Consider the following 20,963-nt stretch of genomic DNA (forward strand, 5'->3'; position numbering starts at 1 on the left):
CTCCTTTTGCACTTTTTATTTTAGAGCAATCCTGACATGATCGGCACTGCAACGACCGTCATAAGACCTGCTACTGCGATCGACAGGCTGCTCATCGCACCTTCTACCTCACCGAGCTCCAGCGCCTTTGCGGTTCCGATCGCATGCGCGGAAGTTCCGAGTGCCAGTCCTTTCGCGATCGGTTCCTTGATGCCGACAAGCTTAAACCAGCCATCTGCAACGATATTACCGAGGATTCCCGTCAGGATGATGCTGACGATCGTCATCGTCACGATCCCGCCGGCTTCCTCCGATACTCCCATTCCGATCGCTGTCGTGATGGACTTCGGAAGCAGGGAAACATAGTGGACATGTTCCAGACGGAAGATCATGGACATCACATAGACGCTGACGACACTTCCGATGACTCCGGCTGTGATCGCTGCTGCGACTGCTGTCAGGTTCTTCTTTAATAATTCTAACTGCTTATACAGTGGAATTGCAAGACAAACCGTTGACGGTGTCAAAAAATAACTGATATAGGATGCACCTGTGTTGTAATCGGTATAGCTGATCCCGGTCGCTTTTAAGAATGCGATCACAAGGATGATCGCGACGAGCAGCGGGTTTAACACTGGCCATCCGAATTTTTTCTTTAACTTCATACCGATCAGGTATGCGAACAGACTGATAAATACTCCAAAGTACAATGACATTTCTATTTCTCCCTCTTTTTCTGTCTCTTGATGATCCACTCTGCCGTCTTGCCGGTGATGGTCATGACGATGAAAGTGGTCACAAAGGTGATGATGAGCATCGGGATCATAATGGCTTTTAACTCTTCGATCTTATCGATGATCCCGACAGCGGCCGGAATAAACATGACCGGCATCAGATCCAGAAGCAGGTTTCCCGTCACTTCCACATCGGAAAGGGAGATCACTTTCGTGCATAAACCGCCGAGAAGAATGAACAGTCCATACACTCCGGCGGGAACCGGCAGCGGAATGAACATATTCAAGAGTTCCCCCACCATCGTGATCCCGAAAATGATCACAATTTCTTTCACGTACTTCATTTTTGTTTTCCTCCTGTTGTCAGATTCTGTCTCTGTTTTCTGCGATCTTCGCAGGCTTGCGGAGAGACAGTATAAAATGGTCCAACCATTTTTGAGACTAGGAACCATTTTATCACCCCGTTTGCATGGCGGCAATAGAAAAAAACACGGAAAATTCCTTGAATTGAAGTATTTTTCTGTATATACTTATCTTCATCTGAACACGATGGCGGCAGTGATTCTATGGTGCGGAATTTGTCTCTCTTCCGCATTTCACTTCTGCATTTTTATCCCCGGCAGATAAAACTCCCGCCGGATCCACATACTTTGTTCCTGAAAGGGAATGTTTTTCACCGATTTTTCCACTTAGTTACAGGAGGTTTATGATGAAATCATACTGCGTCTCTTCTTTAGATTCTTTCCGGAAAGACCAGATCCAAACCATGGTAAATACATGCACAGCTCACGATCACACCTCGCTCTCTTTCCCTTTTGAGGATGCATCCCTGTTTCTTTTTTCTGAATACGACGGGCGCATCGTCTCCGCCATCGCTTTTGTTCCGGTGGACGACCTTCTGTTTGAGTGCTCCGCCTTTACAGATCCGGAATTCCGCGGTCAGGGACTCTTCTCTGCGCTTCTGGATCAGGGGATCCAGGAACTTCCAGAGGATTCCGAACTGCTCTTCTATGTGGATCAGAAAGACCGGAACACTGCCGCTGTCCTTGAGGCGATCGGAGCGGAACAGGACTCTGAGGAACATATGATGGAGCTGCTGCCGGAGGATTTTTCTACTGCTGTCCGGCGAACTGACCATGCGGAATCTGCGGCTGCACCATCCGGCTTTCTCACCGATGTTCAGCTCGAAACTCTGGATATCGACGGGACCCTGACACTCTGTTTTCGATCCGGACATGCCATCGTAAATTTTTCTGTCTTCCCGTCCCACTACTATCTCTACGGTTTTGAAGTGGAAAGATCGCAGCGTGGAAAAGGATACGGAACCTCATTTTTACAGACTGTCCTTGTAGGACTGTTTTCAGACACCGAAAATCTCCTGACGGATCTTTACACCGGTCGGACTGTTTCCGACACCCCGGTCGCGGTTTCATCCCGCACCGGTGCTTCTGGTGATCATAAACGTCCGGTCCTCCTTCAGGTTGCCGGAAATAACACTCCGGCTCTTGCCCTGTACAAAAAAACAGGGTTCCGGATCACCGAAACCCTGTGCTGCTATCTCTATTAAGGACGCATTCGACAAACAGCTTTTTCCTCAGCTTTCTTTTGTCGTCTGCCCGCTCTTCTCTTTTTTGCATCTGCTGCCGGCTGTTCTTTTCGGCCTACGGCAGATCTTTATCAAACTTGAGGGGATTTTCCCTGCTCTCACGATCTTCGATCTTCCGGCGGAGCGCCAGCATTTTAAGGTCTGTCTGTGCGATCACCTCTGCACACTCTTTCAGTTCATCGCTGATCTCACTCGCATCTTCCACATCCTTCTTATACTTCATCTGATGATCCAGACTCGCCCAGAAGTCCATCGCGATCGTCCGGATCTGGACCTCCACGCGCATGTTTTCCCTCCGGTCGGAGAAGAATACCGGAACTTCGATGATCATATGGTAGCTGCGGTATCCGTTGACCTTCGGGCAGCGGATATAGTCTTTTACCATGAGAACGTTGATATCATCCTGTCGCGCCAGCATCTCGGCGACGGTATAGATATCATCCACAAACGAACAGATCACGCGGATCCCCGCCACATCGTAGAGATTTTCCCGCACCGACTCTACGGAGATCGGGAATCCTCTTCTGTGGAGTTTTTCGATGATGCTCTCCGGCTTTTTCACTCGGGATTTGATCATCTGGATCGGGTTTCTCTGATTCCGAACTGCGAGATCGTCGTTCAATACTTCCAATTTCGTCTTCACTTCCCGGATCGCGCATGCGTAGCGCATATTTAACTCCCGGAACTGACGTGCCTCATTTAAAAAGCTCTCCGGGATATCGATCGCTCCCGGCGCGTTGACAGCCGACTGGTACAGTTCACCATTTGGGTTCATACTGATGTTCATTGGTAATTTCCTGCACTTTCCTTCATTATTATGCTCACCACCCATTTCTGCACAGGTGGTTTCTTTTCATGATCATTCCTATTATACCGGAAAATATGCCATATTACAACGAAAGATTTCCGAACTTTTTATGAAGTTTCCACAACCCTGTTCACCCCATATTCTTTACAACGCCCGCGTTTCATGCTATGATACCACAAAGGGAACAAGCCCTGCCCTTGTGCCGCAACCACTTGAATTCAGGAGGAAATCATTATGAAAACACTTGGATATTACAATGGGAAATTCGGTCCTCTCGAGGAGATGACCGTGCCGATGAATGACCGTGCCTGCTACTTCGGGGACGGTGTATATGAAGCAACACTTGCAAGAAACGGAAAGATCTTCGCCTTAAAAGAACATCTCGACCGCTTTTTCAACAGTGCGGGCCTTCTCAGGATCGAGATTCCTTATACACGGGAAGAACTGACCGCGATCCTCTATGACATGCTCGCGAAGATGGACGACAGCGATATCTTCATCTACTGGCAGATGACCCGCGGAACCGGCATCCGCCAGCACCAGTTCCCGGAAAAAGGCACAAAGCCGAATCTCTGGATCTTTATGAAACCGGGAAAACCGGCAGATTCCAGCAAACGCCTGAAGCTCACCGATGTTGAGGATACCCGGTTCCTTCACTGCAACATCAAGACCTTAAACCTCCTTGTGAACGTTATGGCTGCTGAGAAAGCCGAGTCCATGGGATGCGGGGAATGCGTCTTCCACCGCGGCGATGTTGTCACCGAGTGCGCCCACAGCAATGTCTCCATCATCAAAGACGGGATCTTCAAGACTCACCCGACCGACCACTACATCCTCCCGGGCATCACAAGAATGCATATCATCCAGATCTGCAAAGACAACGGGATCCCGGTCGATGAGACACCGTTCACAATGGCGGAACTCATGGATGCCGATGAGATCATCGTCTCCAGCTCCACAAAATTCTGTTCTCCGGCTTGCGAGATGAACGGAACTCCGATCGGCGGAAAAGCTCCGGAACTCGTAAAGCTGATTCAGGAAAAATACATGGAGAAATTTGAGAACGAGACGGCAAACTAGGTCAGAGTTCCTGATTTCCCACTGCACGATCGCAAAAACGAATCCTGATACCAAAAAGGTCAGAATGGACGCCTTTCCATTCTGACCTTTCTTTATATTCATTTACACGATCTGCCACCGATAGTTCCGTTCGGATTCATGGCAGTTCAGACCTTCTTTACTCGACCCCGTTCTTCTCGCAGAACTCCGCCAGGCAGCACCTGTCACAGTACGGCTTTGTTCGCGCAGTGCAGACAGCCCGTCCATGTTCCACGAGGCGGTGGCAGAAATCATTTCCTTCCTCCGGCGGAATGATCTTCCAGAGCGCCATCTCAACTTTTTTCGGGTCCTTGATCCCGTCCACGAGACCAATCCTGTTTGTCAGGCGGATGCAGTGGGTATCGGTGACGATCGCCGGTTTTCCGAAGACATCACCCATGATGAGGTTCGCGCTCTTTCTTCCGACGCCCGGGAGTTTTAAGAGTGCGTCAAAGTCATCCGGCACATTTCCACGATACTGTTCCCAGAGGATCTTCATGCAGGCGCTGATATCGCGCGCCTTGCTCTTCCCGAGTCCGCAGGGACGGACGATCTCCTCGATCTCGTTCACATCCGCTTCCGCCAGCGATTTCACATCCGGGAATTTTTTATAGAGATCCTGAACGACCACATTGACTCTCGCATCCGTGCACTGGGCCGCCAGGCGCACGCTGACCAAAAGTTTCCAAGCTTCGTTGTAATCCAGCGTACAGTCCGCATCCGGATACTCTTTTTTTAATGCCGCGATCACCTTCGCAGCAAGTTCTTTTTTCTCTTCCAGTGTTTTTTCCATATGTATTTTCTCCTGTCCTCCGGTTCTGCTGTACGAGCCGCTTTCCGGTATTCGGCTGCGGCTTCACGCCTTTTTGGCCGGTCACTTTCTCCCGTTTAACTGATCCAGCACATCCTGGACCGTCATATACTCCACATGTTCCGGCATCTCGATCGCAGCGCCGAAACGGTCGTCTACTTCCGATATAAAATATACAATCAGAAAGGAATCGAGACCAAGATCTCCGATCAGAAACGCATCCTTTTTGATCGGCGTATCGACATACGCTTCCAGGATCTCTCCGAGAATTTCCAGTTTCTGCTCTTCCTTCCGTTCGATTTTCATCTTTGCATCCTCATGAAGGTTCATTGATCCACCTCGTTATTTTTTACATGAGCCGCCGATCGTTTCCCGCACCAGGCAGGATCTGACCGCCGCCCCGATCACATTTCGTTCCTTTTAGTATAACGCTGAAATCCCGGGTTTACAATCTCTTTTCTCTTCTCCTGTATGAACAGGATTTCATTGGTTTGATCCATCGTTTTTCCGCTATATAGAATGTGTTTCGCAATAAGAAATCCCATTCTTATTCCTACCCGGGGAGGTTCTTTTTTCTGTTGAAATTCCTTCCCAAAACCTGAATATTTTGGAAAAAGGTATGGACGAAACTTCATTTTTGTGAGAAAATGGAACGGGTATGATGTGATTTTTTTAACGAGCATTAAAAACCATATATTGAAAGGAGTCTCAACATGATTTATTCACATGAAGTAGAACAGATGTGCACGGTTGCGCAGGGCGTAAACCATGGCGCAGCTCCGATCCCGGAGGAAGCGAAATGGGTACAGTCCAAGGAAATCAAAGATATTTCCGGTCTGACACACGGTATTGGCTGGTGCGCTCCGCAGCAGGGTGCCTGTAAGCTGACCCTGAATGTAAAGGAAGGTATCATTCAGGAGGCTCTTGTGGAAACCATCGGATGTTCCGGTATGACTCACTCCGCAGCTATGGCAGCAGAGATCCTTCCGGGCAGAACAATTCTTGAAGCATTAAACACAGACCTTGTCTGTGATGCGATCAATACAGCAATGAGAGAGCTCTTCCTCCAGATCGTTTACGGAAGAACCCAGAGTGCATTCTCCGAGGAAGGTCTTCCGATCGGCGCTGGTCTTGAGGATCTCGGTAAAGGTCTTCGTTCCCAGGTTGGTACGATGTACGGTACTTTAAAGAAAGGTCCGCGTTACCTCGAGATGGCAGAAGGTTATGTTACCGGTATCGCTCTTGACGCTGATGACCAGATCATCGGCTACCAGTTTGTAAACCTCGGCAAGATGACCGACTTCATCAAAAAAGGCGACGATCCGACAACTGCTTACGAAAAAGCAAAAGGTCAGTACGGCCGCGTAGCAGATGCAGTGAAGATCATTGACCCGCGTCAGGAATGATTGGAAGGAGAAGAAAACAATGGCATTATTTGAATCCTATGAGAGAAGAATTGACAAGATCAATTCCGTTTTAAACAGCTATGGCATCGCATCCATTGAAGAAGCTGAGAAGATCACAAAGGATGCAGGCCTTAACGTATATGACCAGGTAAAGAAGATCCAGCCGATCTGTTTCGAGAACGCATGCTGGGCTTACACAGTAGGCGCTGCGATCGCGATCAAGAAGAACTGCCGCCGTGCCGCAGACGCTGCTGCTGCGATCGGTGAAGGTCTTCAGGCTTTCTGTATCCCGGGTTCCGTTGCTGACCAGAGAAAAGTTGGTCTCGGACACGGCAACCTCGGAAAAATGCTCCTGGAAGAGGACACAGACTGCTTCTGCTTCCTCGCAGGTCACGAGTCCTTCGCAGCCGCTGAGGGCGCGATCGGTATCGCTGAGAAAGCAAACAAAGTTCGTAAAAAACCGCTCCGTGTTATCTTAAACGGTCTCGGAAAAGACGCTGCACAGATCATCTCCCGTATCAACGGCTTTACTTATGTTGAGACAAAGATGAACTACTACACAGGCGAAGTTGAGGAAGTTTTCCGCAAATGCTACTCCACAGATCCGGAGAGCCCGCGTGCAAAAGTAAACTGCTACGGCGCTAACGACGTAACAGAGGGCGTTGCGATCATGTGGAAAGAGGGCGTAGACGTTTCCATCACCGGTAACTCCACCAACCCGACCCGTTTCCAGCATCCGGTTGCAGGTACATACAAGAAGGAATGCGTAGAGAAAGGCAAGAAGTACTTCTCCGTAGCATCCGGCGGCGGCACAGGCCGTACTCTTCACCCGGATAACATGGCAGCAGGTCCGGCTTCCTACGGTATGACAGATACCATGGGACGTATGCACTCCGACGCACAGTTCGCAGGTTCCTCCTCCGTTCCGGCTCACGTTGAGATGATGGGTCTGATCGGTATGGGCAACAACCCGATGGTCGGCGCTACCGTTGCTGTTGCTGTTTCTGTACAGCAGGCTGCTGATGAAGGTAAATTCTAAAAAAATCAGGCGCTTCCTTGCGAAGCATCATACGAAAAACCCGGGGATCATAATTCCCCGGGCTTTTCTATTTATGCGAACAACGAACCAAAGTCCGCGCTTGCACGAGACCTTGGCGACTGTCGCGATAACAAGGGAAAAACCGCGAATCGTGTTTTCACTTGTTGACATCATCAAAAACTTCACGCTCAACCGTATCTTGCAGAATCTCCGGTTCAGAAATTTCCGTCTTTTTGAAACAGCAATTGCGCCTCGTCCAGGATTCCTTTACTGCTGCATCTGCACTTCTTCTCTCTGCTTTTCCTTCAGTTCCCTCAAAATTCCAAGAACGATCACCACGCCCAGGACAAATGTCAGCGCATCTGCGACCGGCTGGCATAACTGCAGTCCGCGGATCCCGAATGCGGACGGAAGGATGAAGAGCGCCGGGATCAGGAAAAGTCCCTGGCGGCCGGACGCGACAAGTGATGCGCGGAACCCGTATCCGATCGTCTGGGTCATCATGTTGGACATGACGATCCAGGCGGACAGCGGCAGGGTGACGCACTGGAACCGCATCGCCCAGGTCCCGATCTCGATCACATCGAGGTCCTCTTTCCGGAATGCACGCATGATCTGCGGCGCACCGACAAAACTTCCGACTGCAAGAACTGCCAGAAAGACAACCGAGACCTTCACACAGAACCAGAAGGACTCCAGGACTCTGTCATACCGCTTCGCACCGAAATTGAAGCCGCAGACCGGCTGGAATCCCTGTCCGAATCCGATCATGGCGGAGCCGATGAACATCATATACCTGCTCACGATGGAGAGAGCCGCGATCGCCGCATCCCCAAATGGGTTTGCCGCAAGGTTCAGCGCAGCAGTCGCAATGCTCGCGATCCCCTGACGGCAGAGGGACGGGATCCCGCCGTGAAGGATCTCACCGTAGAGGGCTAAAGAAAGCGTGATTTTTCCCGGTTTCAGGTGCACACAGTCCTTTCTCAAAAGACTCTGGAAAAACAGGATCCCGAAACTGATGCACTGGCTGAGTGCAGTCGCAAGTGCGGCGCCGGAGATCCCGAGATCCAGTCCAAAGATAAAGATCGGGTCCAGGATCATATTTAAGATGCCTCCGGTCGTGATCCCGATCATCGCGTAGACAGCCAGTCCCTGGAAACGGAGCAGGTTATTCATTGCCAGCGACCCTGTCATGACCGGGGCCGCGATCAGGATATACTTTGCATAATCCTTTGCGTAAGGAGCGATCGTGTCCGTAGCTCCTAAAAGTCTCACGAGCACATCAAGATTCGGCAGACACACGACCGCGAACAGGAGCCCGATCAGGATCGCGGAATAAAAGCCGGTGGAAGCGATCCGCTCTGCTTTCTCCTCATCCCTGCTTCCGAGGACCCGCGATAGATAGTTTCCGCTTCCCATTCCGAGCGTAAATCCAAGTGCCTGGATCATGGACATCAACGAATAACTCACGCCGACGGCCGCCGATGCACTCGTGCCGATCCGGCTCACGAAAAATGTATCCGCCATGTTGTAGATGGAAGTCACCAGCATACTGATGATCGTCGGGATCGCCAGGCTCGGGATCAGCCGGGAGATCGGGGTTTCCGTCATTTTTATGTAGCGTTGTTCCTGGGTCATGGGGCTCTTCATGTTCTTTTTCCTCCATTTCGTATATTAACTCTGCAAAAGGTGCGGCTGTCCCATCCTGCCGCCCCCGGGCCAGATAGTATAAAGAGCCGCCTGCGGAAGAATCCCCTTCCAACGGCAGCTCTTTCTGTCATGATGACTCAAGCAGGTGCCTTTCGGAACGCATCTGCACTCCGTCAGGCACAACTCTTTTTATTCAGCTTTCTTACCGCTCAGATACTCGTGGATTCCGCGCGCTCCTGCTTTTCCTGCCTCCATGGCAAGAATAACGGTAGCAGCACCTGTCACAGCATCTCCACCTGCAAATACGCCCTCACGGGAAGTCTTTCCGTTCGACTCATCCGCAACGATGCATTTATGTTTGTTGATCTCAAGTCCGCCTGTTGTGGAGGAGATCAGCGGGTTCGGGGAAGTACCGAGCGCCATGATGACCGTATCAACATCGATCGTATAATCGGAACCTTCGATCTCGACCGGACGGCGTCTTCCGGATGCATCCGGCTCGCCAAGTTCCATCTTTCTTACGACCATGCCTTTTACCCAGCCCTTTTCATCGGTCAGGATCTCAGTCGGGTTCGTTAAGAGATTGAAGATGATCCCCTCTTCTTTTGCATGGTGAACTTCCTCTGCTCTTGCCGGAAGCTCTGCCTCACTTCTTCTGTATACGATATGAACCTCTGCACCGAGACGGAGAGCCGTTCTCGCTGCGTCCATCGCTACGTTTCCACCGCCGACAACAGCAACTTTCTTACCAGCAGCGATCGGTGTGTCATAATCGTCGCGGAACGCCTTCATAAGGTTGCTTCTTGTCAGGTACTCGTTTGCGGAGAATACGCCGTTTGCGTTCTCGCCCGGGATTCCCATAAATCTCGGAAGACCGGCACCGGAACCGATGAAGACTGCCTTGTAGCCCTCTTCGTCCATCAACTCGTCAACGGTTACAGACTTGCCGATAATTACGTTTGTCTCGATGTCAACGCCGAGTTTCTTCACGTTCTCGATCTCCGGCTGTACAACGCCCTGTTTCGGAAGACGGAACTCCGGAATTCCGTATGTTAAAACTCCGCCCGGCTCGTGAAGTGCCTCGAAGATCGTTACTTCATAGCCAAGTTTCGCGAGATCGCCTGCACAGGTAAGTCCGGACGGGCCGGAACCGATGACAGCGACCTTGATGCCGTTTGTCTTCTCCGGCTTTTCCGGAACGATCCCGTTCTCTCTGGACCAGTCGGCAACAAAACGCTCAAGTTTACCGATGGAAACAGCCTCGCCCTTGATGCCGCGGACGCACTGGCCTTCACACTGGCTCTCCTGCGGGCACACACGGCCGCAGACAGCCGGGAGTGCGGAAGATTTTCCGATCACCTTTGCAGCCTCAGCATAGTTTCCTTCTTTTACTTCTTTTACAAATGCCGGAATATCGATCTTGACCGGGCATCCCTGAACGCATCTCGCGTTTTTGCAGTTTAAGCATCTGGACGCCTCAGCGACAGCCTCTTCCTCATTATATCCGTAACAGACCTCCTCAAAGTTCGTTGCGCGAACCTTCGGCTCCTGTTCTCTTACCGGGACTTTCTTCATTCCATCCATGTCATTTCCTCCATATCACCGATCAATCGTTGCCGCAGTTTCCGCATCCGCCGTGGTGGGTTTCGCCCTCACGGAGTTTTAAAAGGGCACGGCCTTCTTCTGTCTTGTACATCTGCTGGCGTTTCATTGCCTCATCAAAGTTTACGGCATGTCCGTCAAATTCCGGTCCGTCAACACAGGCAAATTTTACCTTTCCGTCAACCGTCACACGGCATGCACCGCACATTCCGGTTCCGTCTACCATGATCGGGTTTAAGCTTACGACTGTCGGGATCTCAAGCTCCTTTGTCAGGAGACATACGAATTTCATCATGATCATCGGTCCGATCGCAACACAGACGTCATATTTCTTTCCCTGCTCATTTACGAGTTCTTTGATGACCTCGGTAACCATTCCTTTATGTCCGTAGGAACCGTCATCGGTCGTCACATAGAGGTTTCCGGCAACCGCCTTCATCTCGTCCTCGAGGATCAGGAGATCTTTTGTCTTGGATCCCATGATGACGTCAGCGTCGATCCCATGTTCTTTTAACCATTTTACCTGCGGATATACCGGAGCTGTTCCGACACCGCCCGCAACGAACAGATATTTTTTCTTCTTTAATTCTTCGATGTCTTCTTTTACGAAATCAGACGGGTTTCCGAGCGGTCCGACAACATCACGGAAGGAATCTCCGACCTGTAATGTGGACATACGCTCTGTGGACGCACCGACTGTCTGGAATACGATCGTGATCGTCTCCTTCTCGCGGTCATAATCGCAGATCGTAAGCGGAATACGCTCGCCTTTCTCATCGATCTTTACGATCACAAACTCACCAGGTTTGCAGTTTGCGGAAATTCTCGGAGCTTTTACGACCATCAGATAGATCTTATCCGCAAGCTTTTTTGCCTCTAAAATAGGATACATATCCCATACCTCCTGTTTTCTCAAACATGTTCCGCCGAAAAGACTTTTCCGGCAGCTGAAATCAGATTGCAACACAGAACTTTTCAGATCATTCTCCCGCCCTCCATCGGAGCTGGGTCTGCAAAGTCACTGACACACACTGAGTTCAGTGTAACATTTTTTAGTCAGATACGCAACATCGATTCTTCCGGTTTTGCGTTTTTTCTGCATTTCTGTATCACTTTTACGCGTCACAGCAAAGAATCTGTTTTTTCTCCCAGTGCCAGAGCCTTCTTTCCCGTGCGCTCATACCGCCGGAATTCATAGCAAAGGTCGAAATACGTCTGCTCATCGCTGTCCGCCGTCACTTCCCAGTCCGGATCTTTGTCGAGATCCGGGAACCATGTATCCGCCATGTACTCGTAGTCGATCCATGTGATGTGGGCCGTGTCGCAGTACGGCAGGAACGCCCTGTAGATCTCCGCGCCGCCGATAATGTAGATATTCTCCGACGCAAACTGTTTTAAATATTCCATGGCTGAAGAGAGATCATGAAAGATCTCACACCCCTTTGCCCTGTAAGACTCGTCTCTCGTGAGAACGACATTGACTCTCCCCGCTAACGGCTGCCCGCCCGGAAGACTTTCCAGCGTCTTTCTTCCCATGACGATCACTTTTCCTTTTGTCTCCTCACGGAAAAGCTTCTGGTCATCCGGGATCGTCACCAGAAGTTTCCCCCTGTTTCCGATCGCCCAGTGTTTATCCACCGCCGCAATGATATTCATGGCTGTTTCCTCCTTTATATTGATTGATGGCAAAGCCACTCTTCTTTCTTTTTTCCCTATTATAGCGAAAAGACGCCTGAATCGCAAGCTGTCATATCCGCATTCCCGATCTGCCCAGAAGAACAGCCCAAAAAGCATGTGATCCTCCTAATTTTCATCTTGTATCCTCCCACAAAACCCGTTATAATAGGGAAAGCATCCGGCGCAGGACAGGCGGTTGGAAAATCCTTCCGCTGCTTTCTCTTCCGCCAGACTTTTTTATGAAGGAGAACACCCATTATGATAAAATTTGAACGCACAAGCGTCATGAATTTCGAGAACGCCATGCGCGGCGCAAGAAACCCGATGAACAGCTGGGCACGCATGGACAGCAGCTACGATGAGGATGGAAATTTCGTCTTCGGCCCGAATGACATCGATCTTGCGAAACGTCTCCGCATGGCCGGAAGCGACCACCGCAAATTCATCCGCCAGATCTTCGTCTCCGTGGACATTACAGCTCCGCTCTACTGGTGGAAGGAATATGATACCTACAAAGTGGCGACCGTCGCAAACTCCACGAGTACCATGCACAAGATCCATTCCAAACCGTTCGACATCGACGATTTCAGCCACGACCATATGACTCCGGACACTCTCGCCTACATGCAGACCGTTGTGGACCGCCTTGAGCAGATCCGCCTGAAATACATGAACGAGGGCAAGAACAAAGAGGACTGGTACGATATGATCCAGCTCCTCCCGTCCAGCTACAACCAGATGCGCACCTGCACGATGAACTATGAGACTCTCGTGAACATCTATCACGCGAGAAAGAATCATAAGCTCACCGAGTGGCACACCTTCTGCGACTGGATCGCATCTCTCCCGTATGCGAAAGAGCTGATCATCGCGGAATAAATAAGTTTGCATAAAAAGACTGCCCGGCGCTTTTTTCGTTACAGTACACGGTCACTCCATGCCCGCGTACTGTAACAGGATTTTGCCGATTTGGAATGCGAAGCATCGGCAAAATCCGCGACCACAACGGTATCATACGGAATTTTCAGTTCAGAAAATTCCTACCCGTGAAAAGTAACCTTTTTTCACAACATCGGGCAGTCTTTTTTATGCAGCCTTCCTTTTCAGTCAGCTCCGGCAGCCTTTCGCAGCTGCCTTCTCTACTGCCCGATCGGTACGTTTATCTCCTTCTGGATCGTCAGGGAATAGATGACCGCTTCCTTCACTCTTTTTCCTGTGATCTGGGAGAGCGCCCGGGCATAATACTGAAGCTGGACCTGATAATGGTCCAGAAGAGTCTGTTCTTCCCCTTCCTTCACTCTGTCGGTTTTATAGTCTACGATCACAAGTCCGTCCTTCTCCTCAAACCATGCATCGATGATTCCCTGAATCAGAACGAGTTCATTCGAATCCGCCGCTTTCATCTCCCGGGCCGGAATTCCAAGGATAAACTGGCTCTCTTTTCTCAGTTTTCCCTGCCTGTCTGCCATCTTCATCCGGCCGGCGATCCCGGACCGGAAAAACTTCGCGATCATGCCGGGTGACACCAGGCGGACCGCATCCGGCTGCATTCTCTTTTCAGAGAGAACCCGGTCAAATTCTTTTTTCACATCCTCATACCCGGAAATATCCGAAAAATGGATCAGTTCCAGCATCCGGTGGCAGGCGGTACCTCGGTCTGTTGCCTGTTTCTGACGTGCCCTCTTCTCAGCGGCAGACAGACGTTCTTCCGCTTCCGGAGATTTCTCCGGCTCTCCCTCTGGCCCCCGTTCCGTTTCTTCCGCCGGATCTTCCCGCTCCGAACGGACCAGGAACGCGCTTTCCGCATCATCCGTGAACTGTCCCTGCATCTTCAGTTCCGAGACGGACATCTTCGCATGCAGGGAAAGATCTGTCTCAAACGGATACGGTTTCCGAATCAGTTCCGGAATTTTTTCCGGCTTTTCCCCGCGGAGTTGTTCCAGTTCCAGGTAAAGTTTTGCCTTCTCTTCCTGATTTTTTTCTTCCTCCACAAGGAGATCCTTCATCGGGACATTTTTCACATCGATCGTTCTTTTTGCGCCCCCGGCTGCCATCAAGATCCAGTCCAGATAGGAGGACGCCGCGCTCAGCACGGTAAACGGCAGTGCTCCCACTGATCCGGTCATTCCCCATTTTTCGATCTTGTTCTCCAGGTACTTGTCCCCCGCCGTGATGATGAGCTTTTCTTTTGCACGCGTCATCGCGACATAGAGGATTCTCAGCTCCTCCCCCATGTTTTCGAGGTTGGAGCGCCTTGCGAGCACATTTTTCTTTAAAGTAGGCGCTTTGACTTTCTTCACCGGATCCAGAAAATCTGCCGCGATCCCGAGCTCTTCGTCGATCAGGATCCGCCCTCTTGCATCCTGGCGGTTAAATTTTTTTCCGCATCCGGCGAGGAATACGACCGGGAACTCCAGTCCTTTACTTTTGTGGATGCTCATGATCCGCACCGCATCATCATGTTCCCCGGACCGGGATGCCTCTCCGAAATCCGTGTTGTATTTCTTCAGTTTTTCGATATAGCGGATAAAGTCAAACAGCCCCTGATAGCTTGTTTTCTCATAATCTTCCGCCTTCTGTACCAGCATGGCAAGGTTTGCCTGCCGAGTCTTCCCGGCCGGCATGGCAGCCGCATATTTGTCGTATCCTGTCCGATCAAAGATACGGCCGATCAGTCTGGAGACCGGAAGATACAGGGATTCTCTCCGAAGCTCCGCAAGCAGATCCATAAAGGTCTGCAGCTTCCGGAAGATTGTCTCTTCTTCGCTCTCTTCCCCGGTCCGGACCGATGCCATCGTTTCATCATGTTTCCCATGTTTTTCCAGATAGTGCTTCACTGCCCCATAGAATCCGATATCTTCCCCGCGATCCGCATCCCGCTTAAAGTCCGCCATCACAATGGCAAGCTCCCGGTCCTTCATTCCGCCGATCGGAGATTTCAGCACTCCGGCTAACGGGATGTCCTGCATCGGATTGTCGATGAGCGCCAGCATATTTAACATCGTCTCAACTTCCACCGCTGTAAAATACCCAGTCCTGGACTCCGCATACGCCGGGATTCCTGCTGCACCGAGAACACTTAAAAATTCCTCCGACCATCCGGAAAGACTCCGCAGAAGGATCACGATATCCTTTTTCTTTAATCGTTCATACTGCCCGGTCTTTCCGTTATAGATCTGCATTCCGGATTCCGGATCAGTCAGCTCGCGGATCTTTGCAGCGATCAGTCTCGCCTCCGCTTCCCGTGCTGTGTAATCCGCTTTTTCCTCATCCATGCCGTCAAAAAGAGGATCTCCCGTATTTAAGAGCAGGACCTCCGTCTTTGCCTGGCCTTCTTTGGGCGTTTCCGGAAATATTGCTCCCGCATACAGGGCCGCATCGTCCGTGTAGCAGATATTTCCCAACTGCTTTGTCATGATCTGATAAAACACATCATTGATGCTTTCAAGGACCTCCCGTCGGCTCCGGAAATTTTTATGGAGCTCGATCTTCTGGTACAGATCATCCTCATCCCCGTAAGATTCATATTTTTCCAGAAAAAGCTCCGGCTTCGCCAGTCGGAACTTATAGATGCTCTGCTTCACATCGCCGACCATAAAAACATTCGGTGTCCCGAACCGTTCTCTGGATACACAGCGGATCAGTGTCTCCTGGACCTCATTGCTGTCCTGATACTCATCTACGAGAATTTCTTCATAGATTCCCGAAAGTTCATCCGCCACTGCTCCCGGTCTGTGATCCGGACTGCCGCCTGTAAGGATTTCGAGTGCAAAATGTTCCAGGTCATTGAAATCCACCAGATTCTTTTCTTCTTTTGCCTCCTGGAACCTGGCGGAAAACTCTTCCGCAAGTTCCAGAAGCATCCGGATCGGTCCCCGGCAGGCATCCATGTCGGAAAACACAGAATCCACATCACCCGGAAGATAAAGGGCTTTCATCTTTTTGATGCCGTCCTTTGCGGCATTTCTGAGCGCTGCCGCCCGCTCTTTCTTCTCCGGATCCACCTGTTTTCCCCTGACAGCCGCCAGACGTCCGAATTTCAGTCCGGCAATCCCATCTGCGATCTCCCGGTAAGTCTCCGCTTCTTTCAGTATTTCCATTGCCCGGATATCTTCCGCCAGCATCGGGGCATACGCCTGCGGTCCGTCCTCCTCAGCGGCAAGTTCTGCTGCCTCATAAAGACCATCCAGAAATTCCTCCGCCTGGCGTCCCACATCCCGGATCAGGAATTTCATCCAGGCCGGTTCCTTTCCGCCTTTTTCCCCGGAACTTTCCTCACTGCTCTCCGAAAGCTCGTCCCGGCAGGCGGCGATCCACTCTCCCGGCCACGGATTACTCTGTGAAAACTCCCATACTTTTAAAATATAGTCCTCGAGACCTCCGTCCGTCCGCCCTGACGCATAAGTGTCCACAAACTGCAGGAACCGCTCATCTTCTCTCCCGTAATATTCCTCCAGGAGCTCTTTCATCACATCGGCTTTTAAGAGCAGAAGTTCGCCTTCGTCCGCCACCCGGAATCCCGGATCCAGATCCAGCTCGTGGAAGTGTTCTCTCAGTAGATTCAGGCAGAAGCTGTCGATCGTGGTGATCTTCGCATGGTGGATCAGCGTGCTCTGCCGTTCCAGATTTTTATTTCCCGGGTCTTCGTCGAGAAGTGATCCGAGAGCCGTCTCCACACGCTCCCGCATCTCCGCGGCTGCCGCGTTGGTGAACGTCATGACGAGCAGTCTGTCAATGTCCACCGGCTGATCCGGATCTGTGATCATGCGGATGATTCTCTCAACGAGGACCGCAGTCTTTCCGCTTCCTGCGGCCGCAGAGACAAGAAGATTCTTATGCCTCGTCTCAATGACCTGTAACTGTTCATCCGTCCATGTTGTCGCCATCACATCTTCTCCTCTCCGTCCTTGCGTCTCCCCGGTTCCGGTTTTCTGTTTCCGCTTTCCTGTTCCTCTGTCTCATTTTCATCTGATTCCTCCGGATCAATCTCCTTCCAGATCTCCTCCGCCTTCATCGGGCGGAAACGGCGGAATCCATATCCGTCTGTCTTCAGATCAAATCCGCAGACACTGTGGTATGGACAATAGTCACATGCTGTCCTGTTTCCCTGTTTATACGGATTGACCGCCACATTTCCGTCCAGGATCTCACCTCCCATAGTCTTCAGCTGTCCGTTCACAAAATCTGCAAGTCTGGCAAACCGCTTTCCCCCGGCAACAGAGGACTTTACCTCCTGGACATATCCGTCCTTTAACGCAACCGGGATCACATCGGATTCCTTTTCGATGTCCCGGTCCATATGGCGGATCACATCCAGACTGCTGTTCACGAGTCCGTTCATTCTGAGCCTGCGCAGGATCCCGGCTTCGATCTCCTCGTCCGTCATCCCGTCCTCGCGGTCGATCACAGGGTCATCGATATGATAATAAAAGATCCCGGCCGGGACCGCCTGCTTCCCCGGATGCCGGTTTTCCTGCATTTTCAGCGCCGCATCCATATAGACCACGAGCTGAAGCTGCAGTCCGTGATATAAAAGCGCCAGATCAAAGGATGTGCTTCCCGATTTGTAATCCATGATCTTCACATAGACCTTATCCTCATCCTCAAACACATCCATCCGGTCGATCCTTCCCCGGAGATTCAGCGCCTCCCCATCTTTCAGCGGGATCCTCGTGCTGACATCTACCTCGAACTCTTCCGGCTCAAAATCGCCCTTCCGGATCTGGTAGATCAGTGCCCGCACGGTCCGGTCCGTGATCCTCTCCACTTTCTTTTCGAGATATGCATTTCTCGCAGAGCTTTTCATGATCGTATTTCGGTACTTTGCAGAAACCTCCTCCACCGCTTTTCTTACCAGAGTCCGCCGCTCCGCATCCGTGATCGTTCTGAAATCCTTCCCGTGATCCCGGATATTTCTGAAAAACGTATCGAGCGACTGGTGAAACAGATTTCCCATATCGGAAAGATCGAGCTCATACTCTTTTCCTGCACGCAGTCCAAGTCCGTGATTCAGGAAGTGGGAATAGGCACATGCCGCATATCCCTCCATTCTCGTGACACTTCCCCGAAGCAGCGTCCCATAGAGTTCCCGCGCAGCCGTTCTGCCGATCTCTCCTTTTTTATAAGAATAGGCGACAGCTTTTGCAAGATTTTCCATCTCGGCCTCCGTCTCTTTCTCCGAGGAGAGAAAGCGGTAAAGCACTCTCGGCTCTTCCTGCGCCGGATCCATCATTTTCTCCGGCTCCTGCAGCCAGGAAAGCACGGATTTTTTTGCTGCCGTCACGGATACATCCGGACATTTCTCCTCCCCGCTCTCATGGATCACAAGATCCGGGAATCTCTTTTTCATCTCCCCGATCATGCCGGATGGACGGATCTCTTTTCCTTCCGCCGTCACCGCCGGCCAGGAGAGGATCAGCTGGTCGGACGGCTTTGTCATCATGAGATACAGATAAAACCGCTCCATAAAGCCCTCTTCCCTGGCGGTCGGTGCAAGCTCCATGGAATTCTTTTTTAAGATCTCCCTCTCATTGTCGGTAAATAGTCCGCCCTTTGAATGGTCCGCCGGAACAATTCCCTGGCTGACTCCGAGGAAAAAGAGGACTTTGATCTTGTCGAGACGTGTTCTCTTTAAGTCTCCGCAGACCACACGGTCCGCGCCTGCAGGGATCATCCCGACAGAAAGTTCTGAAAAACCGGCGGAGAGGATCTCCGCGTACTCTCTTCTGGCCACATATTCGTCCCCCAGGAGACTTTTAAATTTCTCAAAGAGTTCCGTGACAAGACCGAAAATTTTCTCATACTCTCTCGCCTCGCGGTCCATACCGCAAGTTTTAAACTGCTCCGACAGTTTTTCCAGCTTTTCCTCCGCGCCGAGCATCTCCAGAAGCTCCGCCAGTGCATCCGTGACTGTCTTTACCGGAACTCCCCGGCCGCCACACTGTTCCCGGAGCAGCCGCAGCGGCGCCATGATCTCCTCTTTAAAAGCATTCATTTCAAGAAGATTCAGATTTTCTCCGCCATCAAACGTCCGGTCCCAGACTGCATCCCATTTGGCAAAGCCGCGGATTCCCATCGCACGCACATAGATTTCCATCCGGTCCACTTTCTCAGTCTGATCTGTTACAAGTCCCGTTCGGAGATATCGGAACATGCTCTCGTAATCAAATCCTTTCTGCAGGATATCGAGAGCACTCTGGATCAGGCGGATCAGTGGATTTCCGGAGACATCCCGGTTCTCATCGAGGAAAAGCGGGATCCCGTTTTCCTCAAAGCTCTTGGTGATCTCACGGCTGTATCCCGGAAGATCCCCGCATACCAGAGCAATATCGCGATACCGGTATCCGTTCTTTTTTACAAGAGTCTCGATCCTGTTTGTTATAAAGTCTGCCTCGTCCTCAGGATTTTTCGCCTGCACGAGAAGGATTTCTTCCGTGCCGCCGCGGTATCTGGGATACGGATAACGGAAAAACGTCCGTTCCAGATGGTCGAGCGCAGGACTGTTCCGGAAGCGCACCAGCGGACGTTTGTAAAAGATCAGATCGCGGTAGATTTTTATGCCGTTTTCTTCCGCCAGTTTTTTCAGTTTTCCGGTCATCTTCCTGCTCATATCAAAGAGATCGGTCTCATCGGACTCCGCAGAAAGATCCAGTCCCGGCTCCATTGTCGCAGAAACCGTCACAAAGAGATCCCGGCAGATTTTTAACAGGATTCCGATCAGCCGGTACTGGATCGGGGTAAAACCTGTATACCCGTCGAGAACCATAACACTGTCCTTTAAAAGCTCCGACCGCTCCGCCACCTGACAGAGCACATCCAAAAGTTCCTCCAGAGTAATGTACTTTTCCTTTGTGAACTCCCGGAATGCCTCAAAGATCACCTCCATGTCGGAGAGCTTTGCCGAAAGGATCTGACCGACACCGTCTCCTGCCGACTGGATCTTAAGGTCTTCCGGAGTTGCCCCGTACTGGTAGAGTTCCGAGAGCATGGACTTGATCTCCCCGATAAACCCCGGGCGGTTCAGATGAGACGAAAACATGGTAAGTTCGTCCTTCTTCTCCCCCGCAAGTTTCCGCAGGATCATATTTTTTCCCGTATCGTCCAGGACCTCCGGCTGCGGAATCGACAGTTCTGAAAAAATCCGGTAAGCCAGACGTTCAAAGCTCACAACATCAATGTTCATCGTTCCATGATTCGGATGCAGTCTCACGATCTCCTTCTGGGCCTGCATCGTCGCCTGTTCAGGCGTCACCACAAAAAAACGGCCATCCGGCTCCTTCATGGACAGCTCGATGATCTTCCTATAGATATATTCTGTTTTCCCGGCTCCGGAACCGCCCATCACCATGCACAATCCCATTCTATGTCCTCCTGCTCCCTGACCGCATTTCCGCCGGTCAGGCATTATTCAATTTCAGATATGTAAACCGTATATGTTCCGGACAAAAATGTCAAGTTTTTTGTCCGGCTTCCGGCCCATGCTCCGGGCCATGCAAAAGGAATGCCATGTATTTTTTCTCATCCGCTCTCATATGATTAATACAAACCATCCCC

16 protein-coding genes are annotated in these 20,963 nt (G+C 51.0%); 5 read left to right on the top strand and 11 right to left on the bottom strand.

Annotation, left to right across the window (positions count from 1 at the left end):
- Positions 1–20: 20 nt before the first annotated feature.
- Together V2546_RS03900 and V2546_RS03905 are read right to left on the bottom strand one after the other, a co-directional pair.
- Positions 21–695, bottom strand: coding sequence for an LrgB family protein (locus V2546_RS03900; RefSeq protein WP_118298524.1), 675 nt, complete (start codon positions 693–695; stop codon positions 21–23).
- 2 nt (positions 696–697) lie between these two features.
- Positions 698–1,057 (bottom strand): CidA/LrgA family protein, encoded by a 360-nt coding sequence (locus V2546_RS03905; RefSeq protein ID WP_118529483.1) that lies wholly within the window; start codon positions 1,055–1,057, stop codon positions 698–700.
- 362 nt (positions 1,058–1,419) lie between these two features.
- Between V2546_RS03905 and V2546_RS03910 the strand changes: the two genes are divergently transcribed.
- Positions 1,420–2,280, top strand: coding sequence for a GNAT family N-acetyltransferase (locus tag V2546_RS03910; protein ID WP_215703143.1), 861 nt, complete (start codon positions 1,420–1,422; stop codon positions 2,278–2,280).
- Between the two features lie 94 nt (positions 2,281–2,374).
- Here the strand turns inward: V2546_RS03910 and V2546_RS03915 are convergent, their stop codons facing one another.
- Positions 2,375–3,106 carry a GTP pyrophosphokinase gene (locus V2546_RS03915; RefSeq protein ID WP_118298527.1) on the bottom strand — a complete coding sequence of 244 codons (732 nt, stop codon included), beginning with the start codon at positions 3,104–3,106 and terminating at the stop codon, positions 2,375–2,377.
- Between the two features lie 255 nt (positions 3,107–3,361).
- Here V2546_RS03915 and V2546_RS03920 point away from each other — a divergent pair, with 255 nt between their 5' ends.
- Positions 3,362–4,207, top strand: a complete 846-nt coding sequence (locus V2546_RS03920; RefSeq protein ID WP_118529482.1) for a D-amino acid aminotransferase — start codon at positions 3,362–3,364, stop codon at positions 4,205–4,207.
- 157 nt (positions 4,208–4,364) lie between these two features.
- Here the strand turns inward: V2546_RS03920 and V2546_RS03925 are convergent, their stop codons facing one another.
- Both V2546_RS03925 and V2546_RS03930 read right to left on the bottom strand, forming a co-directional pair.
- On the bottom strand, positions 4,365–5,018 hold the full coding sequence (locus V2546_RS03925; protein WP_329751595.1) for an endonuclease III: 654 nt from the start codon (positions 5,016–5,018) through the stop codon (positions 4,365–4,367).
- A gap of 81 nt (positions 5,019–5,099) precedes the next feature.
- Positions 5,100–5,342 carry an acyl carrier protein gene (locus V2546_RS03930; RefSeq protein WP_329751596.1) on the bottom strand — a complete coding sequence of 81 codons (243 nt, stop codon included), beginning with the start codon at positions 5,340–5,342 and terminating at the stop codon, positions 5,100–5,102.
- 407 nt (positions 5,343–5,749) lie between these two features.
- Here V2546_RS03930 and V2546_RS03935 point away from each other — a divergent pair, with 407 nt between their 5' ends.
- Positions 5,750–6,442 (top strand): iron-sulfur cluster assembly scaffold protein, encoded by a 693-nt coding sequence (locus V2546_RS03935; protein WP_118298532.1) that lies wholly within the window; start codon positions 5,750–5,752, stop codon positions 6,440–6,442.
- A gap of 19 nt (positions 6,443–6,461) precedes the next feature.
- Positions 6,462–7,481 (top strand): GGGtGRT protein, encoded by a 1,020-nt coding sequence (locus tag V2546_RS03940; RefSeq protein WP_118298533.1) that lies wholly within the window; start codon positions 6,462–6,464, stop codon positions 7,479–7,481.
- 267 nt (positions 7,482–7,748) lie between these two features.
- On the opposite strand, the gene V2546_RS03945 is transcribed toward V2546_RS03940, so the two are convergent.
- From V2546_RS03945 to V2546_RS03960, 4 genes are all read right to left on the bottom strand, one after another.
- Complete coding sequence (locus tag V2546_RS03945; protein WP_118529393.1) at positions 7,749–9,131, bottom strand: MATE family efflux transporter; 1,383 nt, start codon at positions 9,129–9,131, stop codon at positions 7,749–7,751.
- A gap of 189 nt (positions 9,132–9,320) precedes the next feature.
- Positions 9,321–10,715, bottom strand: coding sequence for an NADPH-dependent glutamate synthase (gene gltA / locus V2546_RS03950; protein ID WP_142411048.1), 1,395 nt, complete (start codon positions 10,713–10,715; stop codon positions 9,321–9,323).
- Between the two features lie 22 nt (positions 10,716–10,737).
- A complete protein-coding gene (locus V2546_RS03955) occupies positions 10,738–11,625 on the bottom strand; it encodes a sulfide/dihydroorotate dehydrogenase-like FAD/NAD-binding protein (protein WP_118529391.1) in 888 nt (295 codons plus the stop codon).
- 230 nt (positions 11,626–11,855) lie between these two features.
- Positions 11,856–12,389 (bottom strand): dihydrofolate reductase, encoded by a 534-nt coding sequence (locus V2546_RS03960; protein ID WP_118529390.1) that lies wholly within the window; start codon positions 12,387–12,389, stop codon positions 11,856–11,858.
- Positions 12,390–12,668: 279 nt separating this feature from the next.
- Here V2546_RS03960 and V2546_RS03965 point away from each other — a divergent pair, with 279 nt between their 5' ends.
- Positions 12,669–13,289 carry a hypothetical protein gene (locus V2546_RS03965; protein ID WP_118298539.1) on the top strand — a complete coding sequence of 207 codons (621 nt, stop codon included), beginning with the start codon at positions 12,669–12,671 and terminating at the stop codon, positions 13,287–13,289.
- A gap of 260 nt (positions 13,290–13,549) precedes the next feature.
- Here the strand turns inward: V2546_RS03965 and addA are convergent, their stop codons facing one another.
- Positions 13,550–17,296: a helicase-exonuclease AddAB subunit AddA gene (addA, locus tag V2546_RS03970; protein WP_329751597.1), complete on the bottom strand. Its 3,747-nt coding sequence runs from the start codon at positions 17,294–17,296 to the stop codon at positions 13,550–13,552.
- Complete coding sequence (addB, locus tag V2546_RS03975) at positions 17,296–20,769, bottom strand: helicase-exonuclease AddAB subunit AddB (protein WP_329751598.1); 3,474 nt, start codon at positions 20,767–20,769, stop codon at positions 17,296–17,298. The genes addA and addB overlap by 1 nt, the downstream gene beginning before the upstream one ends.
- Positions 20,770–20,963: the final 194 nt, after the last annotated feature.

The organism is Clostridium sp. CM74B_53 (genome assembly GCF_036318045.1).
Lineage (GTDB): Bacteria > Bacillota > Clostridia > Lachnospirales > Lachnospiraceae > Pilosibacter.

What these genes read in the sequence shown, in the direction of transcription:
- V2546_RS03900 (WP_118298524.1), bottom strand. Translation starts at nt 695, where the DNA reads ATGTCATTGTACTTTGGAGTATTTATCAGTCTGTTCGCATACCTGATC.
- V2546_RS03905 (WP_118529483.1), bottom strand. Translation starts at nt 1,057, where the DNA reads ATGAAGTACGTGAAAGAAATTGTGATCATTTTCGGGATCACGATGGTG.
- V2546_RS03910 (WP_215703143.1), top strand. Translation starts at nt 1,420, where the DNA reads ATGATGAAATCATACTGCGTCTCTTCTTTAGATTCTTTCCGGAAAGAC.
- V2546_RS03915 (WP_118298527.1), bottom strand. Translation starts at nt 3,106, where the DNA reads ATGAACATCAGTATGAACCCAAATGGTGAACTGTACCAGTCGGCTGTC.
- V2546_RS03920 (WP_118529482.1), top strand. Translation starts at nt 3,362, where the DNA reads ATGAAAACACTTGGATATTACAATGGGAAATTCGGTCCTCTCGAGGAG.
- V2546_RS03925 (WP_329751595.1), bottom strand. Translation starts at nt 5,018, where the DNA reads ATGGAAAAAACACTGGAAGAGAAAAAAGAACTTGCTGCGAAGGTGATC.
- V2546_RS03930 (WP_329751596.1), bottom strand. Translation starts at nt 5,342, where the DNA reads ATGAAAATCGAACGGAAGGAAGAGCAGAAACTGGAAATTCTCGGAGAG.
- V2546_RS03935 (WP_118298532.1), top strand. Translation starts at nt 5,750, where the DNA reads ATGATTTATTCACATGAAGTAGAACAGATGTGCACGGTTGCGCAGGGC.
- V2546_RS03940 (WP_118298533.1), top strand. Translation starts at nt 6,462, where the DNA reads ATGGCATTATTTGAATCCTATGAGAGAAGAATTGACAAGATCAATTCC.
- V2546_RS03945 (WP_118529393.1), bottom strand. Translation starts at nt 9,131, where the DNA reads ATGAAGAGCCCCATGACCCAGGAACAACGCTACATAAAAATGACGGAA.
- gltA (WP_142411048.1), bottom strand. Translation starts at nt 10,715, where the DNA reads ATGGATGGAATGAAGAAAGTCCCGGTAAGAGAACAGGAGCCGAAGGTT.
- V2546_RS03955 (WP_118529391.1), bottom strand. Translation starts at nt 11,625, where the DNA reads ATGTATCCTATTTTAGAGGCAAAAAAGCTTGCGGATAAGATCTATCTG.
- V2546_RS03960 (WP_118529390.1), bottom strand. Translation starts at nt 12,389, where the DNA reads ATGAATATCATTGCGGCGGTGGATAAACACTGGGCGATCGGAAACAGG.
- V2546_RS03965 (WP_118298539.1), top strand. Translation starts at nt 12,669, where the DNA reads ATGATAAAATTTGAACGCACAAGCGTCATGAATTTCGAGAACGCCATG.
- addA (WP_329751597.1), bottom strand. Translation starts at nt 17,296, where the DNA reads ATGGCGACAACATGGACGGATGAACAGTTACAGGTCATTGAGACGAGG.
- addB (WP_329751598.1), bottom strand. Translation starts at nt 20,769, where the DNA reads ATGGGATTGTGCATGGTGATGGGCGGTTCCGGAGCCGGGAAAACAGAA.